Consider the following 24,896-nt stretch of genomic DNA (forward strand, 5'->3'; position numbering starts at 1 on the left):
CGCTATACCTGAAACGCAAACAGATTCCGCAAAAAACGCTTTTTTTCTTCTGTCTGTGCGACAGAAAGTGAAAGTTTTTCGACATTTTTTGCAGGAATCCATGCCTTTCCTGAGTGGTAATACGAATTGGTGATCTTCCAGAATTTTTCCGGATAAGCAAGACGGATTGCAAGGTAATCCCGTTCTTTTTTCCCAAGATTATTCACCGAATCATACGCTCTCATCATCCGATATCCAAGCCGTTCATCATAATGATGCTTTTCCATACATTTGCGCAGGAAATAATACAGATCTTCCATCTGAACATCCCGGTGTGCATGTTCAAATCCAGTCACCGCCATGCCTTCCTGACAGACCAGAAGATTATGATAATTATAGTCTCCGTGGACCATATGATTTTCTGCCTCCGCTTCTTTAAAAACACTGTCCAGATCCATATTTTCCAGTATTTTCAGCACTCTGTCTGCCCAAAAATACATCTGGTCATATCCCTTTAAAAATGCGATCTCAAACGGGCTTTTCACACTTCTTCTGCAGACAAATTCCCGAACCTTTCTGAGTTCTCTGTTATGCCTTGCGTACTCCTTGATCACCGGATTTTCTTCTCTTCCTGCAAATCCGTTTTCTTCCCCAGCCAGACGCATGCATAGATGGATCCGGGCAAGATTTTCCGCACCGGCGATCAGTTCATTTTCACGTCTGACATCACACTCACGTCCCTGAAACCATTTCTTTAAGATATAGCCTGTTCCATCCTCGGCTTTACTGACATAAGCATCCTCTTTATTAAGCAGAGGCGTATCTACCCATTCAAATCCATTCGCATTTAACTGCTCATATATTTTTGCAAGCGCGCAGATCCGGCTCTCCTCCATGCGCGTCTCCTTCAAGAGGAGCAGCCCCTTATCTGTATCGCATAAAATAGCACCCCTTACTTTGTGGGTGCCGAATACTTCCATCTGATATTGTGTCAATACACTGATTCCATAATCTTTCATGGCTTCCCCCTGCCGCTTTGTTTTACCGGTCTTTCTAATGTATGCAGGGGGAGACTTAAGTCATGCATGATTTTTGATTATTCCAATTCTTTTATTCTGGCAAGTAAATATTCCCGTGTATTTTTCTCCGGTTCCCCGATCACTTCCTGTAAAAGTGTCTGGAGTGTCTGACCAATTTTCGGTCCTTTTTCAATACCTGCCGCGATCAGATCCTGACCGTTTACTTTTAGTTCTTTTAAAGAAACACATTGCTTTTTCTCCAGAATCTCCTGGTAGCACTTCTCGATACCAGCCAGATTTTCCAGCTTCTTATCACGCTGATAATCACTCTGTGCCAACGTATCAGCCATCCGTACCTTCATATAATACGGGAACAGTTCCGCACTGATCCGGTTCATTGCGCGGCGTACATGCTTCATCGTTGCAGGCATCCGGTCATCATGATACAGCACCAGCTTTGACACCTTACGCAGCGTATCATTATCGAATTTCAAGCGATGCATGATCGACTTTGTGAGTTCTTCGCTGACGTATGCATGCCCTTTAAAATGTGCCGTCCCATCCGGATCGACCGTCTTTCGTGCCGGTTTCCCCGTATCGTGAAACAGCATTGTAAGACGCAGCACTTTATCTGCCGGAATATTCATCAGCGCATGGATCGTATGCTCACCTACATTATAACAGTGATGCGGAGTTTCCTGTGTTGTTTCCATCATTGCATCGAATTCCGGGAGGATCACCTTTGTGATCCCAAGCTCATATGCATCCAGGATCTTTTCCGGATGATCGGAGACCAGAAGCTTTACAAGCTCTGTCTGAATACGTTCTGCACTGATATAGGAAAGATTTGGTGCAAGTTTTCGGATTGCCTGTCTGGTCTCTTTCTCAATCTCAAATCCAAGCTGCGCCGAAAAACGGATCGCCCTCAAAATCCGCAGGGCATCCTCCGAAAAACGTGCCTCAGCATTTCCCACACAACGGATCACACCTTTTTTCAGATCCTCCATCCCATGAAACAGATCCACCAGTCCGTCCTGTTCATTGTATGCCATCGCATTGATCGTAAAATCCCTGCGCAGCAGATCCTCTGACAGACTTCTGGTAAACTGCACTTTACTCGGATGCCGGTTGTCTTCGTATTTCCCGTCAATCCGGTATGTCGTCACTTCAAATCCTTCTCCATTTAAAAGCACCGTAATCGTTCCATGCTCGATTCCGGTGTCAAAAGTTCTGGCAAATAATGACTTTGTCTCTTCCGGCGCTGCCGATGTTGTGATATCCCAGTCACCCGGCACACGTCCGAGAAAAGAATCCCGGACGCAGCCGCCGACTGCATATGCCTCAAAGCCATGTTTTTGTAATGTAGTTATAATTCGATTCACCTTTTCAGGTAACTGAATTTTCATATACATTCGCTCCTAGTATGCTTTTCCAAAATAAACAACATGTTTTGCCTGTTTGCCACAGAAAATACAGGTATCTCCGTCTTTTACCTGATCCTCTTTGCAGATACAGCGGGTGGTTGCTCCACCTGTTGCTGCCTTGATCTCATCTTCACATTCTGCGCTTCCACACCATTTTGCTTTGATGAATCCACGTTTGGTGTTGAATTTTTCATTCATTTCATCCATGGTTTCAGCAAAATCAATGTGGCTGTCAAGGAATGCTTTTGCACGGTCATACATATCCTTCTGGATTGTTTCAAGGATCTCGCCAAGTTTTGTCTCGATCTCATCTAAAGAAACAACGATCTTTTCTCTTGTATCACGACGCACAACGACAACCTGGTTCTGTTCGATATCCTTTGGTCCGATCTCGATACGTGTCGGGATACCAAGCATTTCCTGCTCACTGAATTTCCATCCAGGGCTCTTCTCAGAATCGTCGATCTTCACGCTGTAGCCAGCTTTTTTCAGTCTCTCTGTCAGTTCATTTGCTTTTTCAAGAACGCCTTCTTTGTGCTGTGCGATCGGAATGACTCTTGTTTGAACCGGTGCGATTCTCGGTGGAAGAACAAGTCCGCTGTCATCACCATGAACCATGATCAGGGCTCCGATGATACGTGTAGACAGTCCCCATGAAGTCTCATATACGCTGTGAAGTTCATTGTTCTTATCCAGATATTTGATGTCAAATGCATCCGGGAACGCATTTCCGAAGAAATGGCTGGTTGCAGACTGAAGTGCTTTTCCGTCATGCATCAGAGCTTCTACGGTGTAAGTGTCCTGTGCACCCGCGAACTTCTCGCTCTCTGTCTTCGGACCTGATACGAACGGGATTGCAAGGGAATCACGGATCAGTTCCTGATATACACGAAGCATGGTCAGTGTTCTCTGTTCTGCTTCTTCATAAGTTGCATGAATGGTGTGTCCTTCCTGCCATAAGAATTCTCTGGAACGAAGGAACGGTCTGGTTGTCTTCTCCCAGCGAAGTACCGAACACCACTGATTCCATACTTTCGGAAGGTCACGGTAAGACTGTACGGTTCTTGCCCACAGGTCGCAGAACAGAGTCTCCGATGTCGGACGGATGCACATTGGCTCCTGAAGAGTCTCAAGACCACCTTTTGTTACCCATGCAACTTCCGGTGCAAATCCTTCGATATGATCGCTTTCCTTCTGAAGAAGGTTCTCCGGGATCAGCATTGGCAGGTATACGTTTTCAACACCTGTCTCTTTAAATCTCTTGTCAAGGTCTGCCTGGATCTTCTCCCAGATTGCATATCCATTTGGAAGATAATTAAGACATCCTTTTACACTTGAATAATCACAAAGCTTTGCTTCTCTTACAACGTCGGTATACCACTGTGCGAAATCTTCATCACGAGAGGTAATCGCCTGTACAAATTTCTTTTCCTTAGCCATTGATAAAGTTCTCCTTCTCTTCATTTTTGATTTTATAAATAAGGTTATCATAAAACCAGAAGATGCTGCTCTCTGCAGCCTCTGCCGGATGCAGGGGATTCAGATCAGACATGCTTTGCCCGTAAAATAAAAAACACCAAATCTTCATGCCCCTGACAAGGGACCGAAAATTCGGCGGTACCACCCTAATTAATCGTATTACGATTCACTTCATTACCCGTTAACGCCAGGCATACGCCACACTTTTCATGCGGAACTCCAAGGTCGGTTCTATAATTTCCATGCAGCTTCCTCCCACCAGCCAGAAGCCTCTCTGTGCCACTTTCATCATATACTAGTCCTCTTCATCGTCAAATCTCTTCGATTTACTATAGAGTTTAATTGAGATTTTCGGATTTGTCAACCCAATTGACAAGCCCTTTCCGTTATGTTTTAATCAAAGAAACAAAATTTTCGCATATGGGGAGGAATTATTTTGCAAACACCTGAAATTCTATATGAAGACGACCAGATTCTGGTCTGCCACAAACCTGCCGGTGTTCCCGTGCAGACAAAAAAGATCGGTACACAGGACATGGAGAGCATTCTGAAAAATTATCTGTTCATCCATTCTTCACATCATGCCGGACATAAGCCACCTTATCTTGCCGTGATCCACAGACTGGATCAACCGGTTTCCGGCATCCTGGTTTTTGCCCGCACACCTGCGGCTGCGAAAAATCTGAACCAGCAGTTACAGAACGATCAATTTGAAAAATACTACCAGGCTGTAGTATGTGGAGCCCTTCCGGACTCCGGCACTCTGACCGATTATCTGGTAAAGGACGGCCGCACCAACACCTCCCGCATCTGCAGTAAAAATACACCCGGTGCCAAAAAAGCTGTCCTTTCGTATGAAATACTGGAAACTTCCGAAGTGACTGGCTTATCCGTTGTTCAGATCCATCTCGGAACCGGACGCCATCACCAGATCCGTGTCCAGATGGCAGGTGTAGGCGCACCACTCTGGGGTGACAACAAATATAACCCGGAATTTGTAAATAAAAGAGGATATTTCCCGATTGCACTGCGGGCTTTCCGGCTTTCTTTCTGCCATCCGACCACCGGAAAACGTATGGAATTTGAAGTCCCATGTAACTGGGAACAGTTGGAAACAAAAGCAGATTAGAATGGAGAATACAAAAAATGAACTTATTAGAAGAATTCAAAAAAAATCCCGGATTCGTCTACCGAATCGGGACTGATTACTATTATATAGGAAAATGGATCTGCAAGCCATGCACAGACGAAGCCGTTACAGACTGCCATGCCATGTATGAAATGTGCATCCAGGCAAAAGAACAGGCAAACGCAGCCCTTTATTTTCAGAAGCTGCGTGCCTACAGTGAATTTGCCCTGGACATTCCATACAATCCGGCAAAGATCCTTCAGTACCAGACCGCTCTTGTCGAAGCACTTTCCGATGCTGATATCCAGTCTCTTACCGACCAGCTTCGGCATTTTCACGATCAAGCATCTTAATCACATCCAGAAGTGTAGGATACACATACCGGCATAATCCTCTCACTTCTTCATCCGGCTGTGCAAGATCCGGGATCATCACCGGGATCATACCCGCAGCCGAAGCCGAGCGGATTCCTGCCGGTGCATCTTCAAGCGCAATACTATGTACCGGCTCGATGCCGATCGCCTCGCACGCTTTGAGGTAAATTTCCGGATCCGGCTTTGCATGTTTCACCGAATCGCCAAAAACCCCGCCATCAAAATATTTCCACAAACCGACTTTCTCAAGAGATGCCTTTGCGTGGATCTCTCTGGAGGACGTCGCAAGTCCGACCTTGTATCCGTGTTCCTTCGCATAGATAAGAAGTTCCCTTGCTCCCTCTTTTACGCCGATCCCTTCTTTGTCACAAATACCGTAATACTTCTCCCGTGTCAGCTCATTAAACTTATCCATCGGAAAATCTTCGCCATATACACTTTTAAAATATGCTTCTCTGCGGACTACATTGAATCCCAGCGTATGATAAATATGCTCCCCGATCCGTCCGTATCCGAGCTTCTCTCCTGCATAATTCCAGGATCTCTGCACAACACGTTCCGAATCAAGGAGCAGTCCGTCCATATCAAATACCAGTGCTTCTACCTTCATCAGAATTCAATTCCCTTTCCGAGGGCATCTTTTAAATACGTGGTTACGTCTTCCAGTTTTTCCAGAATTTCTTCACGTTCTTCCCACTCTTCGCCGGTCATATCTTTGCTGACCAGTGCCTGCTTGACATCTTTTAATTTTTTGATCAAATCTTCTGTCATAGTAAATCCCCCTTTTCTTATCAATTACTGTTTTTCTATAAATTTATTTTACCGATATTGTCAGCAAATTTCAACAGTTCATCCGAAAATGTAAACAAATCTTAACATTCACCGCTATAAAAAACTCTTAGCTAACTTCCATTTTTCTACTTCCATTATATAGCAAATGTGCTATAATAATTCAGTATGTAAAAAAGTGTTATAATCATAAGGGGATTAAGAAATTGGATGACAACAAATTAGAAGCAAAACTGCTGAAGATTAAAGCGCTTGCCGAACGGGGAGAAGGTGGCGAGAAAGAGGCCGCCATCAAAATGTATCATAAGCTTCTGAAGAAGTATGATATTGATGAAAAAGCATTACAAAAAGACAAGCTCAGCAAGCACTGGTTTACATATGAGACAGATATCGAGGAAAATCTTCTGGTCCAGATTTTTTACATGGTGACCGGAGATCCCGAATATTTCCGCCGGACAAGCCGTACACGCGGAACCCAGTGCGGATGCATATGTACCGATTTTGAGAAAACTGAAATTCGTTTTTATTTTGAATTTTACAAAGATGCACTCAATCAGGAACTGGAAGCCTTTTTGATGGCTTTCAAATTAAAAAATCATCTGTTTCCGGATGAAAGTGCAAGATGCTTTGTTCCTGAGGAAGAGGAAGAGATATCAGAAATGCTGTTAAAAGCGCAGAAATTTGCAGAAGATATTGATAAGTCCAACCCGGTTCGCCGGATTGCATCTGCCGATCTTTCTGCTGATCCGGATGCACTGGAATCATAGGTATATACGTCGTTCTTTTGCGATATGCATTATAGCAAAAAAGCTGTTCTTAAAACAGGAGGGTATGACTCATATTAAATCATACCCTCCTGTTTTGATTTCTCGCGCTGTATCTGTGATAAAACTTATCTTCTGTACAATCTATAGCCTGCAGATACCGCCTTAACAACTCTTTTCCATCTGTCTGACCACCTAGGCAAGATCCCGAAGCCTTGCAATTTCTTCTTTATGCCCCGCATCATCCAGTGGCGTTTCCAGATAAAACGGCAGATCTTTTAATTTCGGGTGACGCATGACATTTAAAAGCGCCTCTATCCCGATCTCTCCGCCGCCGATCACCGCATGCCGGTCTTTTCTTGAACCAAATGGCATCATACTGTCATTTAAATGAATCGCTCTCAAAAGCTCAAGTCCAAGTACTTTGTCAAACTCTTCCAGCACCCCGTCCAGATTATTTACAATATCATATCCTGCTGCAAACACATGACAGGTATCCAGACAGATTCCGATCCGCTCCGGATGTGATACCCCGTCGCGGATTGCTTTCAGCTCTTCAAATCTCCAGCCAATCTCTGTCCCTTTTCCGCTCATTGTCTCAAGCAGAACCGTAATATTCTCTTTTCCGGTAATCGCCTGGTCAAGCCCCGCAATGATATTTTGAATTCCTGCTTCTGCGCCAATTCCGGTATGGCTTCCCGGATGAAACACCAGATTCTCAATCCCCAGTCTGTCCATCCGCGTCACATCTTCCCGGATCACCGTGCAGGCGAATTCATACACCTCCGGCTTCGCACTCGCCAGATTCATCGTATAAGGTGCATGCGCCAGAATCGCTCCAAAACCGGCCTCTCTCCTGATCCTCTGAAACTCCTCCGCTTCCTTCACCGTCGGATCCTTATAATTCGATCCCCGCGGATTCCTGCTGAAAATCTGCATCGTATCTGCATTCATCTTCACCACATTCTCTGCAGTCTTCACAATCCCTTTCGCAATCGACATATGTGTTCCTATTACCATATTTATTAGATCGCTCTCGTATACTTCTTCAGCCATTCTTTCTCTTCATCATTCAGATAAGGAGACACCTTCTCATATACAGTTGCATGATAAGTATTCAGACGTTCCTTGTCTTCTGCATTCATGATATCCGGATTGATCGCATCCAGGTCAAATGGCACATAAGTAATCGGTTCAAAATACAGGAATTCTCCATACTCATTCTTCTCTCCTTCACAGACAAGCAATTCATTTTCCAGACGCACACCGTGAGATCCTTCGATGTAGATTCCCGGTTCATCCGTAATGACCATACCTGGCTGGAATGCATCAGACTCACCGGCTCTGTAAGTATAACGGAAGCCTGCCGGTCCCTCGTGGATGTTCAGAAGGTATCCAACCCCATGTCCTGTTCCGTGATTAAAGTCCAGTCCTCTGTCCCAAAACGGCTTTCTTGCCAGATAATCAAAGTTCATTCCGCAGCAGCCTTTCTTGAAGATCGGACTTGCAAGATTCAGGTTACTGATCGCAACCAGTGTAAAATGATCTTTCATGATCTGTGAAACTTCTCCAAAAGCATATGTTCTGGTGATATCAGTAGATCCTTCGTAGAATCCTGCTCCTGTATCCGTCATCAGGAAACTTCCCTCATGAAGCTCTACATCGGTCTCCGGTGAAGAAGAATAGTGTACGATCGCACTGTGCTCCCCGAATGCAGAGATCGGTCCGAAGCTTGGACGGATAAATCCACCCATCTCGGCACGAAACTCATCCAATTTGTCAGAAGCGCTCATCTCTGTGATCGTCTCTTTGCCAACATTTTCTTTCAGCCATTTCATAAATCTGACATGAGCCACGCTATCCTTGATCTCAGCGATACGGATATTTTCGACCTCTGTCGGATTCTTTACACATTTGAATAAGATCGCCGGATTTCTCTCTTCCACTTTCTTCACATTCTCCGGAATGTTCTTGTAAAGTGCAAAGTTCAGTCTTCCCGGATCTACCATCAGGACTTCTTCTGCTGCAACCTTTTTGATGTCCTCATAAATATCATTGTATGGGTGCAGAATAACCCCGTCTGCTGCAAGATGTGCTTTGATCTCATCGCTTAATTTTTTCTCATTTACAAAAAGATCCACCTTGTCCATTCTGATCACTGCATAGGTCAGAACCAACGGAAAATATTCTACGTCATTTCCACGAATGTTCAGTGTCCAGCAGATGTCATCCAGTGTGGTAAGAACGTGTGCTGTCGCACCTGCTTCTTTCATTGCTGCACGTGTACGTGCAAGCTTGCTCTCCACAGTCTCTCCTGTGTATTTCTGTTCCAGTTCAAATACCGGCTCTTCTGAAAGAATCGGACGGTCTTCCCATACTTCATCGATCAGATCATATGCATATACGACCTTTCCGTTCTTCTCAGATGCGATCTTCTCGTATTCTTCTCCTTCTGTTACAGAAACAACACGTCCATCAAATCCTACATTTTCGCCTTCTGCCAGAGCTGTTTCCAAATATTCCCCAATCTTCGGAACGCCCGGCTGTCCCATCTTCATCAGTTCTACTGTTGTTCCCTCCAGCTGCTTTGCCGCTTGGATAAAGTATCTTCCGTCTGTCCACAGGCGTGCTTCTGTCTTTGAAACCACTGCTGTTCCTGCAGATCCCGTAAATCCGGTAATATACTCTCTTGCTTTAAAATGCTCCCCCACATATTCGCTCTGATGAAAATCTGCAGTCGGAATAATATAAATATCTATTCCCTTTTCCTGCATTTTTGCACGCAATTTTTCAAGTCTTTCCGGTATTGTAGACATTTTAAAAAACCTCCTTTAATTTTTCCATTCTCTGACCATTATAACCCGTAAACTTTTGAAAAGCAACCTAAGAAAAGGAGCTGACTTCGGCAAAACCAACATGCCTGTTCCAGCTCCTTTTTACTGCCTGCATTTTCTATCACAGACAGCTTTCTTCAAATGCTTTCGCTACTCAAAATAATACCCGTCAAAAGAATATTTATATACTCTGTAGATAAATTTTTCCACGTCCATCGTATAAGATGCCAGCAAGTTATGGGCTGCATCATGCTCTGCAAAAGTCCCTGCAAATTCACTGTCGATCACGTAATTTTCATCCAGATCCTGTGCACTGCTTACATAACCGGAATTGTAAAATCAGGACTGATGCATTGCTGCATGCTCCTTTTCCAGTTCTTTAAAAAGTTCCGGCACAGTCCACTGACTGTTTGTGTCTGTCAGAACCGCTTTATAATCAATACGTTTCATACCCTTCTTTCGCATCATAAATAAAATCTGATCCAGATGGCTGCCTGTCACTCCGGCAAATACCATCATCTCATCTGCCAGCTCTTCACCCTCATAAATCCTGTCTGTCTCTGACGCTTCTTTCATTCCGGCAAGTACACCAACCGTCTGAAAATACTCTTCTCTTTTTATCAGTCGCACCCGAATCCTGAGTGACATACAGATCATCTGCAGCTCCTGCGCACGCTTCTTATCTTTTATATTAAATAATAATACTGTTTCTCTCATAAATTTCCTCGACTACTCCGCTTTTCTCAAACGGTTCTTTTTATGTTTATTCCACTCTCCGATTACCTCACTGACAGTTGATACCGTAACAAACGCACTCGGGTCTGTCTCATGGATAAATGCAAGAAGCTTTGCATATTCACTCTTTTCCAGAATTGTAACCACTTCTGTCTGTTCCTGATTGCCCAGTCCTCCGACTGCCGGATAAAGAGTCGCCCCTCTGTGCAGCTCATGTACAACAAACTGCTGGATCTCCGGATATTTCTTTGACAGGATACACACCCTCTTACGGATACTGAAACCATCGATAAAATTATCCAGAACAATCCCATAAAGATAAGTTCCCAGAAGGCTCACTACCAGTGTCTTTCTGTCGTAGACAAGGATAGACGTCGCAGCGGTCACAAATCCTGCGATCGTAAGACTCTTTCCAATTTCAAAATGCAAATATTTATTTAAAACTTTTGCAACAACATCAAGCCCACCAGAAGATGCATTGACATTAAACAAAATCGCCTGTCCAATGCTGATCACCAGAATATGGCACAGCATATTGATAAACATATCATCTGTGAGCGGCGGAACATCTGGTGTCACTGTTTCAAAAATACGCAGATAAACCGGGAGCATTAAAGATGTAATGACCGTCTTACCTCCGAATTCTTTTCCGACAAACACAATCCCTATGATCAGAAGTGCTACATTTAGAATCATCGTCATCGTCGAAACCTTCAGCGGAATAAAATTTGCCAGAACCATGACAAGTCCCGAAATACTTCCCACAACAAAGGAATTCGGCATCATCAGATAATACACTGATGCCGATACAATAAACATTCCTACCGTGATCGTTGCATACTCTTTCAATATGTTTTTTGCTTTGTTCTTCTCTTTCAATTTTCTTTCCTCTCTTTCATACCGGTGCCTCTTATTTCCCCAAATATGCGGCACACTATATTTCCCAACATAGCACATTCATCATAACATACTTCTCATCAAACTTCTACGCTATGTTTCTCATTAAAAACATGAAATCTTCTTTCCATTTATAGTAGTTTCAATTATAATAAAGGAAGAGTGAATTTTTTAACAATTAGAGAAGAGAGGGTTAATTATGAATGCTGATGGAAACGTAATCAAAATCAAACATGACGTACTGTTCGAAATAGCAAAGCTTGCTTTTGCAGGTGAACTTGAAGAACAGCGTGATCACCTCCCGCTGAAGCTTATTCCGGGACCGACCCCGCAGTTCCGCTGCTGTATCTACAAAGAGCGTGAGATCATCCGCCAGAGAATCCGCCTCGCAGAAGGCAAAGCTCCGGGACCGGAAGATGATGGCAATATCATCCAGGTTATTTCTTCTGCCTGCGAAGACTGTCCGATCTCCAGCTACACAGTAACAGAGAACTGTCAGAACTGTCTTGGAAAGGCATGTATCAATGCCTGTAAGTTTGGGGCAATTGAACCGGGACATTACCGTTCCCACATTGACGCATCCAAATGTAAAGAATGTGGTCAGTGTGCCAAAGCCTGTCCGTACAATGCCATTGCACATTTAAAACGTCCGTGTAAATTCAGTTGTCCGGTCGATGCGATCACCTACGACGAGCATGGCATTTCCATAATCGACAAAAACAAATGTATCCGCTGCGGTAAATGTATCCACAGCTGTCCATTCGGTGCAATTGCTTCCAAAACATTTATTGTTCCGGTAATCAATGCTTTAAGAGAAGGAAAACACATCTACGCAATGGCTGCTCCTGCCACAGAAGGTCAGTTTGGTGCTGACATTACCATGGAAAGCTGGCGCAAAGCAATGAAAGAGCTCGGATTCGTAGATTTCTACGATGTAGGACTTGGTGGAGATATGACTGCTGCTTATGAAGCTGAAGAATGGGCTGAAGCTTACAAAGAAGGGCAGAAAAAAGTAACTTCCTGCTGCCCTGCATTTGTAAATATGGTTCGCCTGCATTACCCACAGCTTGCTGACAATATCTCAACAACTGTTTCTCCGATGTGTGCAGTTTCCCGTATGATCAAAGCACAGGATCCGGAAGCGATCACTGTATTTATCGGACCTTGCCTTGCTAAGAAATCCGAAGTTGTCGATCAGCAGATCGAAGGAAATGCAGATTATGTTCTTACATACAGCGAGATCCGTGCGATCATGAAAGCAAAAGACGTTGAACTCGAGGCCTGTCCGAACGACAACCAGACCGCTTCTACCTTCGGAAAACGCTTTGCAAATTCCGGCGGTGTAACAGCAGCTGTTCTGGAAAGTCTGAAAGAATCTGACAACTGCATCGATGCGAAAGTCTGTCGTGCAAATGGTTCTCAGGAATGTAAGAAAGCCCTCCTTCTCATGAAGGTTGGACGTCTTCCGGAAGACTTCATCGAAGGCATGGCATGTGACGGCGGATGTGTCGGCGGTCCAAGTTCATTCAATGACCAGATGGCTTCCAAGAAGAACCGTGATGCCTTGATCTCTCAGGCTGACGATCGTGGAATTCTTGATAATCTGAAGAATTACGATATGGATAAGTTCTCTATGCATAGAGACTAAAATTATAAGGGAGTTTTGCTCTATCACTGAAATCAGTTATAAAGTAAAACTCCCTTATTCTAATTATACACACCACGCATCTATTTATTATCCCCTATACCACGGCAGCCTGTCCCGCAGCATCATCTTTTCCATCCGCTCCAGATTCTTATCCGAATGCTCAATCTCCCGCGAATACCGGTACACCAGCTCTACGATCTCTTCTGGTGTAAGCTCTCCTTCATTTTTTATCCACCGTGCTTTCCACAGCTCATAAATATGGAAAGTACTTATTACTGCCATCTGCACCTTCGCATAAATTCTTCCGTCATAGATCGCGCCACAGAAATAAGTGAAAATGAAATACACCAGCAACTGCTCTGCCTGGATCTGGATATTACTCTCTTCCTTCGCCCACTTCTTAAATTCAGACGAGATTTCTTTATACGTATCTGCTCCATGCGAATACAGAAGTTCTTCGCTCTCCATCAGAAGCATATCCCAGTCCTCACGCAGAAGTTCCAATTCATAAAGTTCCCGGAACATCTTATGCGCCATCTCCCATCTTTCCTGCACAGACGGCTTTTCTTCTTTCCAAAGTTTCCGTACAAACTTTCTGGCACTCTTTGTCTGATAACGGTCAATGACTTCCTCGCAGAAAAATAACTGTTCCCGGTTAAATCTGCCCTGCAGATCATGCGCCATTCCAAGAATCAGTCCCACTCTTATTTTTAATGAATGCTCCCGATCCTGCAGAATTCCAAGCATTGCATCTCTCGCATCTACAAGCATAGAATACAGAAACGGATCAAATTCCTCGTATTCCTCTTCTCCTTCTTTTTCATAAGTAAGAAAACGGACCGGCTCTTTCTTCTCCATCAAAATCCTTGCCACCTCTGGACAGGATACCGACAGGGTAATCTCCCGTACATCCTCAAACTCCTCGACATGTCTCGGATACAGGCGGCAGGTTTTACACAGACTTTTCTCTCCGAGATTCGCATACATCTCACACAGATTACAGTCATTTAAAAATGCACATCGCTTTTCTTTATCCTGCCTGAAAATGCCACGGATCCAGTCCACGGATTTCAACATCGTAAACCAGAATTTTCCTTTCACATGCTTATATTTATTCAGTGATTTTTTGTCAATTACAATCTTCCACCCTGCACAACAGGTATCTTCACATTTGTCTGCGATGCAGGTGAATTCTTTATAATAATCCGGAATTGTATATTGCATTTATTTTTCTACCCCTATCTTCTTACAGATATCCGCCAGACAGCATCTGTCGCAGTGCGGCTTCGTCCTTGCCGTACAGACTTCTCTTCCGTGGTACACCAGTCTGTGACAGAAATCGCTTCCTTCCTCTGGCGGAACCAGCTTCCAGAGTTCCATCTCTACTTTCTTCGGATCCTTAATCCCGTCTACCAGTCCAATACGGTTCACCAGACGGATACAATGGGTATCTGTTACGATCGCAGGCTCACCAAATACATCTCCCATGATCAGATTCGCGCTCTTTCTCCCAACACCAGGCAGCTTTAAGATCGCATTAAAATCCTTCGGAATCTTTCCGCCATACGCATCCCGAAGCATCTTCATACAGGCACTGATATCCCGTGCCTTACTTTTTCCAAGCCCGCAAGGACGCACAATCTCTTCGATATCATTTACATCTGCTTCTGCAAGGGCCTCTACTGTCGGATATTTTGCAAATAAACCTTCTACGACTACATTTACCCTTGCATCCGTACACTGTGCGGCAAGCCGTACACTGACCAGAAGTTTCCATGCCTGATCATAATCCAGAGTACAGTCTGCATCCGGATATTCTTTTCGGAGGCGTTCGATTACTTCCAATGTCCTTTGTTTTTTCGTCATTTTCTACTCCTCTTTACTTCATATTCTGTATTGTAAGATAATTAATCTGTTTCATCTGTTTGATATCGTCTTTATTGAAGGTAAGCAGATTCATCAGCTTTTCTTTATTCACGATCTCTTTTTCTGAAATTACTGCTTTAAAGGTAATCGGAAGCATCGTATAATTCGACAGCCCCGATACCAGTGCAAGCTGCTGCCCGGGATTTACCAGATTATTAACACAGGAAATCATGATATGCTCCGACTTTAATGCCTGATTATGCAGCATATAGGTTCCGATAAAGCCTTCTTTCTCATATTCTCCTGTATAAAGTCCACTGCAATCTCCCGGTTCCCGAATCTCACTTACATCATTAAAAAGATGTACTTTATATCGATTCCCATTTCCTTCAACTACCTGCTGTTCGATCACACTTTTGATGATCACCTTCCCGATTGCATCATAGCTATACATATACAATTTTTCGATCTTCTCTGCATAACGGCATTCTTCCTCTTCTTTTGCAGTCTCATCCCCAATAATTGCCAGCGGAGATACTTTCAGGATCCGTGACAGCTCCACAAATGTCGACATATCCAATGAAATATCTCCTTTTTCGTATTTAGAAACTGTCGACACACTCTTATGTAACAGTACCGCCAGTTCTTTTAAGGTCATATTATACGCCATACGGTATTTTCTGATATTCTGACCTACTCTTTCATCTACATTCATACCAATTTTCTTTCCTTTAAATCAATTTTTTTATGACATGTGCATAAATTTTGTCGCATTTTCCCAATTTTGCATTTTGCAGCATGTTTTTTCTATTATTTCAATAATAACACGTTCATTTTTTTCCTGTCAATAAAACACACCTCTTTTGTCATTTTGGTTTAATCCGCATAAAATGAGGTTGTCAAACACAATCAACTCATAAATTTGTGTAACTAAAAATCAAGGAAGAAATGAAAGGGGATTACAAATGGAAGTTAAAGAAAGATTACTAAAATACATTTCCATCAAAACACCTTGTGACGAAAACAGTGATAAGGTTCCAACTACATCATGTCAGTTTAATCTTGCGAAAATCCTTGCCGATGAATTAAAAGATCTCGGACTTACCAAAGTGATTCTGGATGACAAGTGTTTTGTCTATGGAATTCTCCCGGCTACTCCCGGTTATGAGACCAGAAAAAAACTGGGATTTATTGCACACATGGATACCGTTCAGGAATTCTGCGAAGGAGAAATTCATCCTGTCTGTACACCAGATTATAATGGTGAAGATCTCGTCCTTGGAGACAGTGGAAGAATTCTTACCACAAAGGATTTCCCACATTTAAAAGCTTTAAAGGGACGTACCTTAATTACCTCTGACGGAAATACCATCCTCGGAGTAGACGACAAAGCCGGTATTGCAGAAATCATGCAGCTGCTGGAAATCCTGCAGACAGAGCAGATTCCTCATGGTCAGATCAGTGTAGCATTTACACCGGATGAAGAATGCGGAAGCGGTGCTGCTCATTTCGATTTTGAAGCTTTTGATGCTGAAGTTGCCTATACAATGGACGGAGATGGAGAAGGCGAGATCCAATACCAGAATTTCAATGCCTGTGAAGCAAAATTTGAAATCAACGGGAAGAATGTTCATCCCGGATCTGCAAAAAATGTCATGATCAATGCGGTTCTCATCGCAGCAGATATCAACAATATGCTTCCAAGATATGAGATTCCGAGATATACCGAAGAGTACGAAGGATTTTACCATCTTCTGAGTATTCACGGCGACGAAGGATATGCCATCGCTGAATATATTATCCGCGATCATGATACAGACAGCTTTGAGGCTCGAAAAAATACACTCCGCCATATCGAGAAAACCTTAAATGAGCTCTGGGGAGCGGGAACAGTTGCTTTGACTCTGACAGACGAATATAAGAATATGGAATGTATTATTAAAGAGCATATGTATCTGATCGATTACGCAAGACAGGCTTGTGCAAACGCAAATGTCCCGGAAGATATTTCTCCGATCAGAGGCGGCACAGATGGCTGCAAGCTGTCTTTCAAAGGACTTCCTTGTCCAAACCTTGGCACCGGAGGTCATGGCTATCACGGACCATTAGAGCATGTGACCATAGAAGGCATGGAAGCTGCTGTCCGTGTGATCGTAGAACTTGTAAAAATATTTGCAAATGAATAGAAAACAGAGGTACCGATTATGAAAAAGAAAAAAATCTCTTTCCCTTCTGCGCTTACCGTATTATTTATCGTCCTTATTTTTGCCGCTATTTTAACCGCAATCGTACCGTCAGGACTTTATTCCAAATTAACCTACAACGCAGATCATGATGTATTTGAAATCACTACACCGGATGGTGACGTTACAGAAATGGCTCCCACTCAGGAAACGCTGGATGAACTTGGTGTCACCGGTAATCTGAACAAATTTTTGGATGGAAGCATCAGCAAACCAATTGCCGTTCCGGGAACTTATCAAAAAGTAGAACAACAGCCACAGGGAGTATTCAAAATCCTTCTCGCTGCCATCAAAGGTGTATATGATACCATTGATATCATCCTCTTCGTATTCATTCTGGGCGGATGTATCGGTGTCCTGAATTATATGGGCGCATTCAATGCAGCAATTGCCGCTCTTTCCAAAGTCACAAAAGGGAAAGAATATATCCTGATTATTTTGATCACCATTATTATTGCGGCAGGTGGAACAACCTTTGGTCTTGCCGAAGAAACCATTGCTCTGTATCCAATCCTTGTTCCGGTATTCCTTGCGGCCGGATACGATGTTATGGTCTGTATCGCTGCCATTTATATGGGTTCTTCCATCGGAACCATGTTCCCTACCATTAACCCGTTTTCCGTAGGAAATGCATCAAACGCAGCCGGAATCAGCCTTGCTGACGGAATGGGAATCCGTGGTATCGCACTGGTGCTCGGAATCATCATCACCTTGATCTATATTCTTCGTTACGCAAAGAAGGTAAAAGATGATCCGTCTAAATCTATCTGCTATGACCAGTATGAATACCATTTACAGAAATACGGTCATCAGGGAGAGGTTCCGGAATTTACAGGTAAAATGAAACTTTCGCTCCTTGTATTCGGTGTATCCTTTGGTGTACTCGTATGGGGACTTGTCGCACAGGGATGGTGGTTTGATAATATGACCGCTCTCTTCCTTGCCTGCGCGGTCCTGCTCGCCTTTACCTCCGGCATCGGCGAGAAGAACTTTATGGATCAGTTTATCGGTGGTGCTGCCGATCTGATGGGTGTTGCCCTGGTTGTCGGTGTTGCCCGTGGTATCAATGTCATTCTGGAAGATGGTATGATTTCTGATACGATCCTTGAATTCTTCTCAAAAGCGATCAGCGGCATGAATCCGATCCTGTTCATCATCCTTATGATGCTGGTATTTATCGTGCTTGGATTCTTCATTTCCTCTTCCTCCGGTCTTGCGGTTCTGTCCATTCCGATCATGGCACCGCTCGCCGACACCGTTGGGGTATCAAGATCCGTCATCGTTTCAGCATACGCATACGGTCTTGGACTGATTTCCTTCATCACACCGACCGGACTGATCCTTGCATCCCTTGCAATGGTTGATGTTACCTATGACAAATGGCTGAAATTTATCATGCCTCTTATGGGTATGACAACCGTATTCAGTGCGATCATGCTAATCATTCAATTATATGTATAAATACCTTATCCAGACAGGAGGAAGCCAGTTATGGATTTTGAAAAACAAATAAAAGCAGATCGGGAAAGTCTGATCCAGGATATCATAAAACTGGTATCGATCAACAGTGTGGAAGCAGCACCGGAGGCAGGAATGCCTTTCGGTGCAGGTCCTGCAAAGGCTCTCGATTGTTTTCTTGAAATAGCAAATTCAATGGGACTTACAGTTGAAAATTTTGACAACTACGCAGGACATGCCGATTATGGAGAACAGGATGAAATTCTGGGAATCCTTGGGCATGTAGATGTCGTTCCCTGCAGCGGAAACTGGATCTGTGATCCTTTCAAACCGGAAATCATAGACGGAAAGCTTTACGGGCGCGGTGTTCTTGACGACAAAGGTCCTCTTCTCGCCTGCATGCACGCAGTAAAGATTCTGAAAGCAATGGGACTTCCTCTGCAAAAGAGAATTCGTTTCATCGTTGGCGCCAATGAAGAAACCGACTGGAAATGCATGGATTATTATTTCAATCAAAAGAAAATCCCTGCTCCACAGATGTCTTTTACACCGGATGCTGTATTTCCACTTATTTATGCCGAGAAGGGTGTCTTCCAATATCAACTTGTAACAGATATCACGGAAGAGCTTGTTCTATCCGGCGGAAACGCTTTTAATGCAGTTGCAGATCACGCATCTGTTCTGCTTCCCGAAGAAATGGAAGATGTGATCCGTAAGAATCTTCTCTCCTGGGAGACACAGACGAATTGCCATTTCCGACTGGACAGAATGGACTCGTCTCTTCGCCTGACTGCAGAAGGTGTTGCCGCACATGCCGCCCATCCTTCTACCGGAATCAATGCGATCAGCGGACTTATGAAAGCTGTTTCTGAATTACCACTTCAAAATGAGCTTTCCAGAATCGCTGCCTTCTATATGAAGTACATCGGTTTTGATCTGACCGGCAAAGGACTGGGAATTGATCTTTCCGATGAAATTTCCGGTAAATTAAGTTTTAATGTAGGAAAGGTCGAAGTACAGGATTATAAAGTCATCTTTTCTATTGACAATCGTGTTCCTGTCACTTACCACTGCATGCAGGTACAGGAGCTTATCCAGAAGCATTTAAGCGGCTCCGAATTCCGTTTTGAAAATCCAAATGCCACAGAATCGATTCATATCCCAAAAGATTCTTTCCTTGTACAAGCATTGTTGGAATCCTACCGTACCGTTGTTGGCGATTCATCTGCTATGCCTCTGGTTGACGGAGCCTGCTCATATGCGCGCGCACTGGATAACTGTGTTGCTTTCGGAGCACTTTTACCGGATCAGCCGGATCTGATGCACCAGACCAATGAATATCTGGAACTTGACAAGCTTGATATCTGGATGAAGATTTATCTGGACGCCATTTACAGACTCGCAAAATAGAATCGGAATGAATAATGTAATGTATTTGTTAATATCTTACATTATTCATTCCTTTTTTTATTTAAGTTTTATACATTTTGTACATTTCTCAAATGACATTTCGTTAAATCCATGCTATAATTAAAAAAATGATAATTCATCTGTTAACGTACAAAATAAGGGGGGCTTACATGAAAAAAATATCACGTCATGAACTGATGCAATATGGAACGGCTGTCATTTCGTTCCTGATTGTAATGACGTTCACACTTCTGATTTTTTTCTGGTTTGTACAACAGAGCGTTGATAAAAGTGTACAGAACGTTATCCAAAAAAACACACTGCAGCAAAAGGATCACCTGGAACTGGTTCTGGAAAAAGAATATGAATTCCTGGAGAGTCCTGCTGCATACTTCGGAACAACTTCCGATCTGTTCAGTAGCGATAATCTTCAGCTTCTTGCTGAACTGGCTTCTTCCAGCTCCTTTCACCGGCTTATGCTTTTTTCTACAGACGGTATCGGACACTCCAGCGATGGAAAGAATACCGATGCAAGTTCACGGGACTATTTTCAAAAGACATTGGAAGGCAGACGCGTCCTTAGTTCTCCTCTGTCAAGTAGCGTAGACAACGAAACCCTCGTTGTCCTCACAGTTCCTGTTTATGACAAAGATCAGAATATTATCGGTGTTTTTGGAGGTTCCATCGATGTCGCGAAACTGACTACCATGCTCTTTGAGGATCTGTATTCCGGTTCCGGCTACTCATTTATCACAGACTCGGACGGCAACATTATTTCCATTGAATCTACTCACAACGAAATCCGGGAGAACTTTTTTACTTCTTCCTCTGACTGGGTATTTCAGACCTCGGAAGATGGCGCTACCCTTCAGGAAGATTTTAAGCAAGGACACGCAAACTGCCGCAAGATTACAGCAGATTTATCACATGCACGCTATATTTCCTACCAGCCACTAAAGTACAACGACTGGATGCTCTGCTATATCGTTCCTGCTGTCGAAGCCCGTCAGCACTTTGCTTTTATCAACAACTTTGAAATCATTCTGTTCGCCTTTTTTATCTGCATTGTGCTGCTTCTGATCTTCGCACTCTGGAAGATCAACCAGAAGAATCAGACTTCGCTTCTTCGCCAGGCGCATACAGATGCTCTGACCGGACTTCTGAACAAAGTTTATGCAGAACACACGATTTCCGAATGGCTGCGCGAAAAAGATTTTGAAGATTTACAGGCTTTAATGATGATCGACATGGATTATTTCAAGCAGATCAATGATACTTATGGACATGCAACCGGTGACCAGGTACTGAAAATATTTGCCGGATTTCTGAAAGAACAGTTTCGGACAACCGATATCATCGGTCGTGTCGGTGGTGACGAATTTATGATCCTGATGAAAAATGTACGTCTGGATTACAGTATCCATCTGCATTTGCAAAAGCTCTATACAAATCTTCAAAATATAGATATCCCGGAACTAAATGGCCAGAAACTTTCCTGCAGTATCGGCTGTGCTGTTGCTCCAACGGATGCTGAATCTTTCAGCCAGTTATACCGCCTTGCTGATCATGCTCTGTACACAGCTAAGCACAACGGACGTGGACGTTTTGTTATTTACCACGATATCAAGAACCAGCAGGAAACCGTTTTATCCTGATCAACGTCAGGAATTCTGGTACAGGTCAATATTCCTGTCATTTAATCTCAAAATTCCCGCCGGGCAGATCCTGTACCTGTCCGGCGGGAATTTCATTCTTCTTTATATCTCAGATATGCCTCGGCACATCCAGTCATTTTTAATCATCGTAAGTATCCAGGAAATTGTGTCTTACACCTTTTGCCTTGTAACCGACAACCGTATCCAGATTGACATTTTCCACACTCTTGAAAATATTGCCCTCCACAAACGGGTTCGTCTTCTTAAGCTCTGCAATCAGCTTTTTGATTTCCATACGCTTTGACTGATTTTCTTCATTGTTGCAGGTTGTACAGGTATCGGTAAACTTACATGCACACTGGATAAAATGCAGATCATTGTAATCTCTCCATGCCTTGATGTCATCCTCACGGATCAGATACATCGGTCGGATCAGTTCCATCCCTTCAAAATTTGTACTGTGAAGCTTCGGCATCATAGTCTGCACCTGTGCACTGTAGAGCATTCCCATCAGGATCGTCTCAATCACATCATCATAATGATGTCCCAGTGCGATTTTGTTGCAGCCCATCTGTTGTGCAAAATTATAAAGATATCCACGTCTCATCCTTGCACAGATATAACACGGTGATTTTTCAATCTCAAATACCGATTCAAAAATATTGGATTCAAAAATCTGGATCGGAATCTTCATCTTCCTTGCGTTTTCTTCAATAACCTTCCTGTTCTCCGGACTGTATCCCGGATCCATCACCAGGAACTTTACTTCAAAGTTAAACTTGTTGTGACGCTTTAATTCCTGGAAAAGCTTTGCCATCAGCATTGAATCTTTTCCACCGGAAATACATACTGCGATCCGGTCACCTTCTTTGACCAGTTCATATTCTCTGACAGCTTTTGTAAATTTGGACCAGATCTTCTTTTTGAACTTCTTGCGGATACTAAGCTCCACATGTTCACAGACATCATCTGCTTCCTTTTTCTTCATATCTGCCATCAGCCATCCTACATAACCGCCCTTCAGGCTGTATGCTTCATATCCCTGATCCTGCAGTTCTTCTGCGATATCCCTGCTGATCTGTCCTCTGCTGCAGCAGATAATGATCTTCTTTTCCTTATCTTCCGGCAGATTCTCCATCAGTACATCTGCTGAGCTTGCCACTGAATTCGGCAGGATTCCATGGGCGCGCTCAATCTCGCCACGGATATCAAAAAGCTCGTAGGACTCTGCAGGAAGCGTTTCCATTTCCTCGATCGTAATATCTATACTCATTGATTTTCTCCTTGTAAAAAGAATGTATCCTGACACATAATCCTCTTTATTGAACAGAAAGTTCCATCTGGATTGTTGTCAAATAAAAAATACGCGTGTATCGGTACATATCATAGCATAATCTGTTCATCTGGTCAAAGGGAGATCCATCCGAAAATACCGGATTTCCACTTATCGCACAGCATTTTCAACACTCCTGACTGCCGCAATTCCTTTCGGAAATGCAAGACTGACAAACAGTGAATAGTACCAGCCAAATCCGGCATTTTCCATCATAATCCCATATGCCATGCTTACGAAAATGTAGCTGCACATGATCGGAATGGATTTCAGAAAAAGCATTTTTTCTGATTTGTGCCTTTGTCATAGTGTTTTCTCCTTAAAATTTTCTGTGCACATCGAAAAAGACGAAGGTTTCGAAAAACCTCCGTCCAAAATTCCTGTGTGTATAATATTTATTTGCCCTGAACCGCTGCAAATCCACCTTCAAGATCTGCGATGATATCATCGATATGTTCTGTACCGATAGAAAGACGGATTGTGTTCGGTTTGATTCCCTGATCAAGCAGTTCTTCTTCTGTCAACTGAGAATGTGTTGTTGTTGCCGGATGGATAACAAGGCTCTTAACATCCGCAACATTTGCAAGCAGCGAAAAGATCTTCAGGTTGTCGATGAACTTGTGAGCTTCTTCCTGTCCGCCTTTGATCTCGAATGTGAAGATAGATGCTCCACCATTCGGGAAATATTTTTCATAAAGTGCATGATCCGGATGATTCGGCAGTGACGGATGGTTCACATGCTCTACCATTGGATGGTTAGAGAGGTATTCTACTACTTTCTTTGTATTTTCTACATGACGGTCAATTCTAAGTGACAGTGTCTCTGTTCCCTGCAGAAGAAGGAATGCGTTAAATGGAGAAATTGTTGCTCCCATATCACGAAGAAGGATTGCACGGATGTAAGTTACAAATGCTGCCGGACCTGCTGCATCTACGAAAGATACTCCGTGGTAGCTTGGGTTTGCATCTGCGATTGCCGGGTATTTTCCACTTGCTTTCCAGTCAAATTTACCGGAATCTACGATGATTCCACCAAGAGTTGTTCCGTGTCCACCGATGAATTTGGTAGCAGAATGTACAACGATGTCTGCTCCGTGTTCGATCGGACGGATCAAATACGGTGTTCCGAATGTATTGTCGATTACAAGCGGAAGTCCATGCTTGTGTGCAATTTCAGCAATCGCATCGATATCCGGGATATCACTGTTCGGATTACCAAGAGTTTCAAGATAAATGGCTCTTGTGTTATCCTGAATTGCATCTTCTACTTCTTTCAGGTTATGTGCATCTACAAATGTAGTTGTGATTCCGTAATGTGTCAGTGTGTGTTCAAGAAGGTTGAAGCTTCCACCGTAGATTGTCTTCTGCGCTACGATATGTCCGCCATCTGCTGCAAGTGCTTCGATGGTATATGTAATTGCAGCTGCTCCGGATGCTGTTGCAAGAGCTGCCACACCACCTTCAAGTGCTGCGATTCTCTTTTCAAATACGTCCTGTGTAGAGTTTGTCAGACGTCCGTAAATGTTACCTGCATCTGCAAGTCCAAATCTTGCTGCTGCATGTGCAGAGTTCTTAAATACATAAGATGTTGTCTGGTAAATCGGTACTGCTCTGGCATCAGATGCCGGATCTGGTTCTTCCTGTCCTACGTGAAGCTGAAGTGTTTCAAATTTATAATCGCTCATATTTTTCTACCTCTCTTTTCTACTGTCTGATGTATCGTGATCTCTATAGTGATCTTTCAAATTTGATAGTTGCATTATATCTACTTTTACCTACTTTGTCAATAGGTTAATAGGGAATTATTTTAAAAACATTTAATTTCAATATGTTTTATCTGTTTTTCTTCTATCAATATAA

The 24,896-nt window shown here is 43.3% G+C and carries 24 protein-coding genes and 1 other annotated feature; of the genes, 8 read left to right on the forward strand and 16 right to left on the reverse strand.

The window, feature by feature from the left end; all coding sequences use genetic code 11:
* Window positions 1–2: 2 nt before the first annotated feature.
* The 3 genes from PGW42_RS05665 to proS all read right to left on the reverse strand — a co-directional run bounded on the left by PGW42_RS05665 (window position 3) and on the right by proS (window position 3,862).
* Window positions 3–998: a CotS family spore coat protein gene (locus PGW42_RS05665; protein ID WP_117557538.1), complete on the reverse strand. Its 996-nt coding sequence runs from the start codon at window positions 996–998 to the stop codon at window positions 3–5.
* Window positions 999–1,075: 77 nt separating this feature from the next.
* The gene (locus PGW42_RS05670; RefSeq protein ID WP_270203484.1) at window positions 1,076–2,404 is read right to left on the reverse strand and encodes a CCA tRNA nucleotidyltransferase; all 1,329 of its coding nucleotides are present in this window, start codon (window positions 2,402–2,404) and stop codon (window positions 1,076–1,078) included.
* A 12-nt stretch (window positions 2,405–2,416) separates the two neighbouring features.
* Entirely contained in the window at window positions 2,417–3,862 is a 1,446-nt protein-coding gene (gene proS, locus PGW42_RS05675) for a proline--tRNA ligase (protein ID WP_008370004.1), read from the reverse strand.
* A 155-nt stretch (window positions 3,863–4,017) separates the two neighbouring features.
* Window positions 4,018–4,219, reverse strand: a binding site (T-box leader).
* 118 nt (window positions 4,220–4,337) lie between these two features.
* On the opposite strand from proS, the gene PGW42_RS05680 reads away from it, so the two are divergent.
* Both PGW42_RS05680 and PGW42_RS05685 read left to right on the forward strand, forming a co-directional pair.
* Window positions 4,338–5,030 (forward strand): RluA family pseudouridine synthase, encoded by a 693-nt coding sequence (locus PGW42_RS05680; protein ID WP_207733896.1) that lies wholly within the window; start codon window positions 4,338–4,340, stop codon window positions 5,028–5,030.
* 17 nt (window positions 5,031–5,047) lie between these two features.
* Complete coding sequence (locus PGW42_RS05685) at window positions 5,048–5,383, forward strand: hypothetical protein (RefSeq protein WP_022220217.1); 336 nt, start codon at window positions 5,048–5,050, stop codon at window positions 5,381–5,383.
* On the opposite strand, the gene PGW42_RS05690 is transcribed toward PGW42_RS05685, so the two are convergent.
* Together PGW42_RS05690 and PGW42_RS05695 are read right to left on the reverse strand one after the other, a co-directional pair.
* Complete coding sequence (locus PGW42_RS05690; RefSeq protein WP_117557544.1) at window positions 5,343–6,014, reverse strand: HAD family hydrolase; 672 nt, start codon at window positions 6,012–6,014, stop codon at window positions 5,343–5,345. The genes PGW42_RS05685 and PGW42_RS05690 overlap by 41 nt on opposite strands.
* The gene (locus tag PGW42_RS05695) at window positions 6,014–6,175 is read right to left on the reverse strand and encodes a hypothetical protein (RefSeq protein WP_008369991.1); all 162 of its coding nucleotides are present in this window, start codon (window positions 6,173–6,175) and stop codon (window positions 6,014–6,016) included. The genes PGW42_RS05690 and PGW42_RS05695 overlap by 1 nt, the downstream gene beginning before the upstream one ends.
* Window positions 6,176–6,399: 224 nt before the next feature.
* Between PGW42_RS05695 and PGW42_RS05700 the strand changes: the two genes are divergently transcribed.
* Window positions 6,400–6,960, forward strand: a complete 561-nt coding sequence (locus PGW42_RS05700) for a hypothetical protein (protein WP_022220216.1) — start codon at window positions 6,400–6,402, stop codon at window positions 6,958–6,960.
* A 192-nt stretch (window positions 6,961–7,152) separates the two neighbouring features.
* On the opposite strand, the gene PGW42_RS05705 is transcribed toward PGW42_RS05700, so the two are convergent.
* The 5 genes from PGW42_RS05705 to PGW42_RS05725 all read right to left on the reverse strand — a co-directional run bounded on the left by PGW42_RS05705 (window position 7,153) and on the right by PGW42_RS05725 (window position 11,405).
* Window positions 7,153–8,013, reverse strand: coding sequence for a deoxyribonuclease IV (locus tag PGW42_RS05705; RefSeq protein WP_117557546.1), 861 nt, complete (start codon window positions 8,011–8,013; stop codon window positions 7,153–7,155).
* Entirely contained in the window at window positions 7,983–9,773 is a 1,791-nt protein-coding gene (locus tag PGW42_RS05710) for an aminopeptidase P family N-terminal domain-containing protein (protein WP_117557547.1), read from the reverse strand. The genes PGW42_RS05705 and PGW42_RS05710 overlap by 31 nt, the downstream gene beginning before the upstream one ends.
* Window positions 9,774–9,941: 168 nt before the next feature.
* Complete coding sequence (locus PGW42_RS05715; RefSeq protein WP_270203485.1) at window positions 9,942–10,079, reverse strand: hypothetical protein; 138 nt, start codon at window positions 10,077–10,079, stop codon at window positions 9,942–9,944.
* 51 nt (window positions 10,080–10,130) lie between these two features.
* Window positions 10,131–10,508: a DUF3783 domain-containing protein gene (locus PGW42_RS05720; RefSeq protein WP_118217411.1), complete on the reverse strand. Its 378-nt coding sequence runs from the start codon at window positions 10,506–10,508 to the stop codon at window positions 10,131–10,133.
* Window positions 10,509–10,520: 12 nt separating this feature from the next.
* Window positions 10,521–11,405 (reverse strand): YitT family protein, encoded by an 885-nt coding sequence (locus tag PGW42_RS05725; protein ID WP_270203486.1) that lies wholly within the window; start codon window positions 11,403–11,405, stop codon window positions 10,521–10,523.
* 217 nt (window positions 11,406–11,622) lie between these two features.
* Between PGW42_RS05725 and PGW42_RS05730 the strand changes: the two genes are divergently transcribed.
* Window positions 11,623–13,071: a 4Fe-4S dicluster domain-containing protein gene (locus PGW42_RS05730; protein WP_117557551.1), complete on the forward strand. Its 1,449-nt coding sequence runs from the start codon at window positions 11,623–11,625 to the stop codon at window positions 13,069–13,071.
* Between the two features lie 87 nt (window positions 13,072–13,158).
* Here PGW42_RS05730 and fliB read toward each other — a convergent pair whose 3' ends face one another.
* The 3 genes from fliB to PGW42_RS05745 are packed head-to-tail and all read right to left on the reverse strand — an operon-like array spanning window position 13,159 to window position 15,652.
* A complete protein-coding gene (fliB, locus tag PGW42_RS05735) occupies window positions 13,159–14,295 on the reverse strand; it encodes a flagellin lysine-N-methylase (RefSeq protein ID WP_270203487.1) in 1,137 nt (378 codons plus the stop codon).
* Complete coding sequence (locus PGW42_RS05740; RefSeq protein ID WP_173826117.1) at window positions 14,296–14,937, reverse strand: endonuclease III domain-containing protein; 642 nt, start codon at window positions 14,935–14,937, stop codon at window positions 14,296–14,298. It lies immediately after the preceding gene.
* 13 nt (window positions 14,938–14,950) lie between these two features.
* Window positions 14,951–15,652 (reverse strand): helix-turn-helix domain-containing protein, encoded by a 702-nt coding sequence (locus PGW42_RS05745; protein WP_117557557.1) that lies wholly within the window; start codon window positions 15,650–15,652, stop codon window positions 14,951–14,953.
* Window positions 15,653–15,902: 250 nt separating this feature from the next.
* Between PGW42_RS05745 and pepT the strand changes: the two genes are divergently transcribed.
* The 4 genes from pepT to PGW42_RS05765 all read left to right on the forward strand — a co-directional run bounded on the left by pepT (window position 15,903) and on the right by PGW42_RS05765 (window position 21,703).
* Window positions 15,903–17,123, forward strand: coding sequence for a peptidase T (gene pepT, locus PGW42_RS05750; RefSeq protein WP_118217415.1), 1,221 nt, complete (start codon window positions 15,903–15,905; stop codon window positions 17,121–17,123).
* A gap of 18 nt (window positions 17,124–17,141) precedes the next feature.
* Complete coding sequence (locus PGW42_RS05755; protein ID WP_118217416.1) at window positions 17,142–18,641, forward strand: YfcC family protein; 1,500 nt, start codon at window positions 17,142–17,144, stop codon at window positions 18,639–18,641.
* A 30-nt stretch (window positions 18,642–18,671) separates the two neighbouring features.
* The gene (pepV, locus tag PGW42_RS05760) at window positions 18,672–20,048 is read left to right on the forward strand and encodes a dipeptidase PepV (RefSeq protein ID WP_270203488.1); all 1,377 of its coding nucleotides are present in this window, start codon (window positions 18,672–18,674) and stop codon (window positions 20,046–20,048) included.
* A gap of 170 nt (window positions 20,049–20,218) precedes the next feature.
* Window positions 20,219–21,703 (forward strand): sensor domain-containing diguanylate cyclase, encoded by a 1,485-nt coding sequence (locus PGW42_RS05765; RefSeq protein ID WP_270203489.1) that lies wholly within the window; start codon window positions 20,219–20,221, stop codon window positions 21,701–21,703.
* Between the two features lie 139 nt (window positions 21,704–21,842).
* Here the strand turns inward: PGW42_RS05765 and PGW42_RS05770 are convergent, their stop codons facing one another.
* The 3 genes from PGW42_RS05770 to PGW42_RS05780 all read right to left on the reverse strand — a co-directional run bounded on the left by PGW42_RS05770 (window position 21,843) and on the right by PGW42_RS05780 (window position 24,721).
* A complete protein-coding gene (locus PGW42_RS05770; RefSeq protein ID WP_270203490.1) occupies window positions 21,843–22,976 on the reverse strand; it encodes an ATP-binding protein in 1,134 nt (377 codons plus the stop codon).
* A gap of 171 nt (window positions 22,977–23,147) precedes the next feature.
* The gene (locus PGW42_RS05775) at window positions 23,148–23,318 is read right to left on the reverse strand and encodes a hypothetical protein (protein WP_270203491.1); all 171 of its coding nucleotides are present in this window, start codon (window positions 23,316–23,318) and stop codon (window positions 23,148–23,150) included.
* Window positions 23,319–23,431: 113 nt separating this feature from the next.
* Complete coding sequence (locus tag PGW42_RS05780) at window positions 23,432–24,721, reverse strand: O-acetylhomoserine aminocarboxypropyltransferase/cysteine synthase family protein (protein ID WP_008369949.1); 1,290 nt, start codon at window positions 24,719–24,721, stop codon at window positions 23,432–23,434.
* Window positions 24,722–24,896: the final 175 nt, after the last annotated feature.

The organism is Coprococcus sp. TM115-187, assembly GCF_027679115.1.
In the GTDB taxonomy this organism is placed as follows: domain Bacteria; phylum Bacillota; class Clostridia; order Lachnospirales; family Lachnospiraceae; genus Allocoprococcus; species Allocoprococcus comes.

Excerpts from the sequence above, each read along its gene's own strand:
- PGW42_RS05665 (WP_117557538.1), bottom strand. The coding sequence starts at position 998 with ATGAAAGATTATGGAATCAGTGTATTGACACAATATCAGATGGAAGTA.
- PGW42_RS05670 (WP_270203484.1), bottom strand. The coding sequence starts at position 2,404 with ATGAAAATTCAGTTACCTGAAAAGGTGAATCGAATTATAACTACATTA.
- proS (WP_008370004.1), bottom strand. The coding sequence starts at position 3,862 with ATGGCTAAGGAAAAGAAATTTGTACAGGCGATTACCTCTCGTGATGAA.
- PGW42_RS05685 (WP_022220217.1), top strand. The coding sequence starts at position 5,048 with ATGAACTTATTAGAAGAATTCAAAAAAAATCCCGGATTCGTCTACCGA.
- PGW42_RS05690 (WP_117557544.1), bottom strand. The coding sequence starts at position 6,014 with ATGAAGGTAGAAGCACTGGTATTTGATATGGACGGACTGCTCCTTGAT.
- PGW42_RS05695 (WP_008369991.1), bottom strand. The coding sequence starts at position 6,175 with ATGACAGAAGATTTGATCAAAAAATTAAAAGATGTCAAGCAGGCACTG.
- PGW42_RS05705 (WP_117557546.1), bottom strand. The coding sequence starts at position 8,013 with ATGGCTGAAGAAGTATACGAGAGCGATCTAATAAATATGGTAATAGGA.
- PGW42_RS05710 (WP_117557547.1), bottom strand. The coding sequence starts at position 9,773 with ATGTCTACAATACCGGAAAGACTTGAAAAATTGCGTGCAAAAATGCAG.
- PGW42_RS05720 (WP_118217411.1), bottom strand. The coding sequence starts at position 10,508 with ATGAGAGAAACAGTATTATTATTTAATATAAAAGATAAGAAGCGTGCG.
- PGW42_RS05730 (WP_117557551.1), top strand. The coding sequence starts at position 11,623 with ATGAATGCTGATGGAAACGTAATCAAAATCAAACATGACGTACTGTTC.
- fliB (WP_270203487.1), bottom strand. The coding sequence starts at position 14,295 with ATGCAATATACAATTCCGGATTATTATAAAGAATTCACCTGCATCGCA.
- PGW42_RS05740 (WP_173826117.1), bottom strand. The coding sequence starts at position 14,937 with ATGACGAAAAAACAAAGGACATTGGAAGTAATCGAACGCCTCCGAAAA.
- PGW42_RS05745 (WP_117557557.1), bottom strand. The coding sequence starts at position 15,652 with ATGAATGTAGATGAAAGAGTAGGTCAGAATATCAGAAAATACCGTATG.
- pepT (WP_118217415.1), top strand. The coding sequence starts at position 15,903 with ATGGAAGTTAAAGAAAGATTACTAAAATACATTTCCATCAAAACACCT.
- PGW42_RS05755 (WP_118217416.1), top strand. The coding sequence starts at position 17,142 with ATGAAAAAGAAAAAAATCTCTTTCCCTTCTGCGCTTACCGTATTATTT.
- pepV (WP_270203488.1), top strand. The coding sequence starts at position 18,672 with ATGGATTTTGAAAAACAAATAAAAGCAGATCGGGAAAGTCTGATCCAG.
- PGW42_RS05765 (WP_270203489.1), top strand. The coding sequence starts at position 20,219 with ATGAAAAAAATATCACGTCATGAACTGATGCAATATGGAACGGCTGTC.
- PGW42_RS05770 (WP_270203490.1), bottom strand. The coding sequence starts at position 22,976 with ATGAGTATAGATATTACGATCGAGGAAATGGAAACGCTTCCTGCAGAG.
- PGW42_RS05775 (WP_270203491.1), bottom strand. The coding sequence starts at position 23,318 with ATGCTTTTTCTGAAATCCATTCCGATCATGTGCAGCTACATTTTCGTA.
- PGW42_RS05780 (WP_008369949.1), bottom strand. The coding sequence starts at position 24,721 with ATGAGCGATTATAAATTTGAAACACTTCAGCTTCACGTAGGACAGGAA.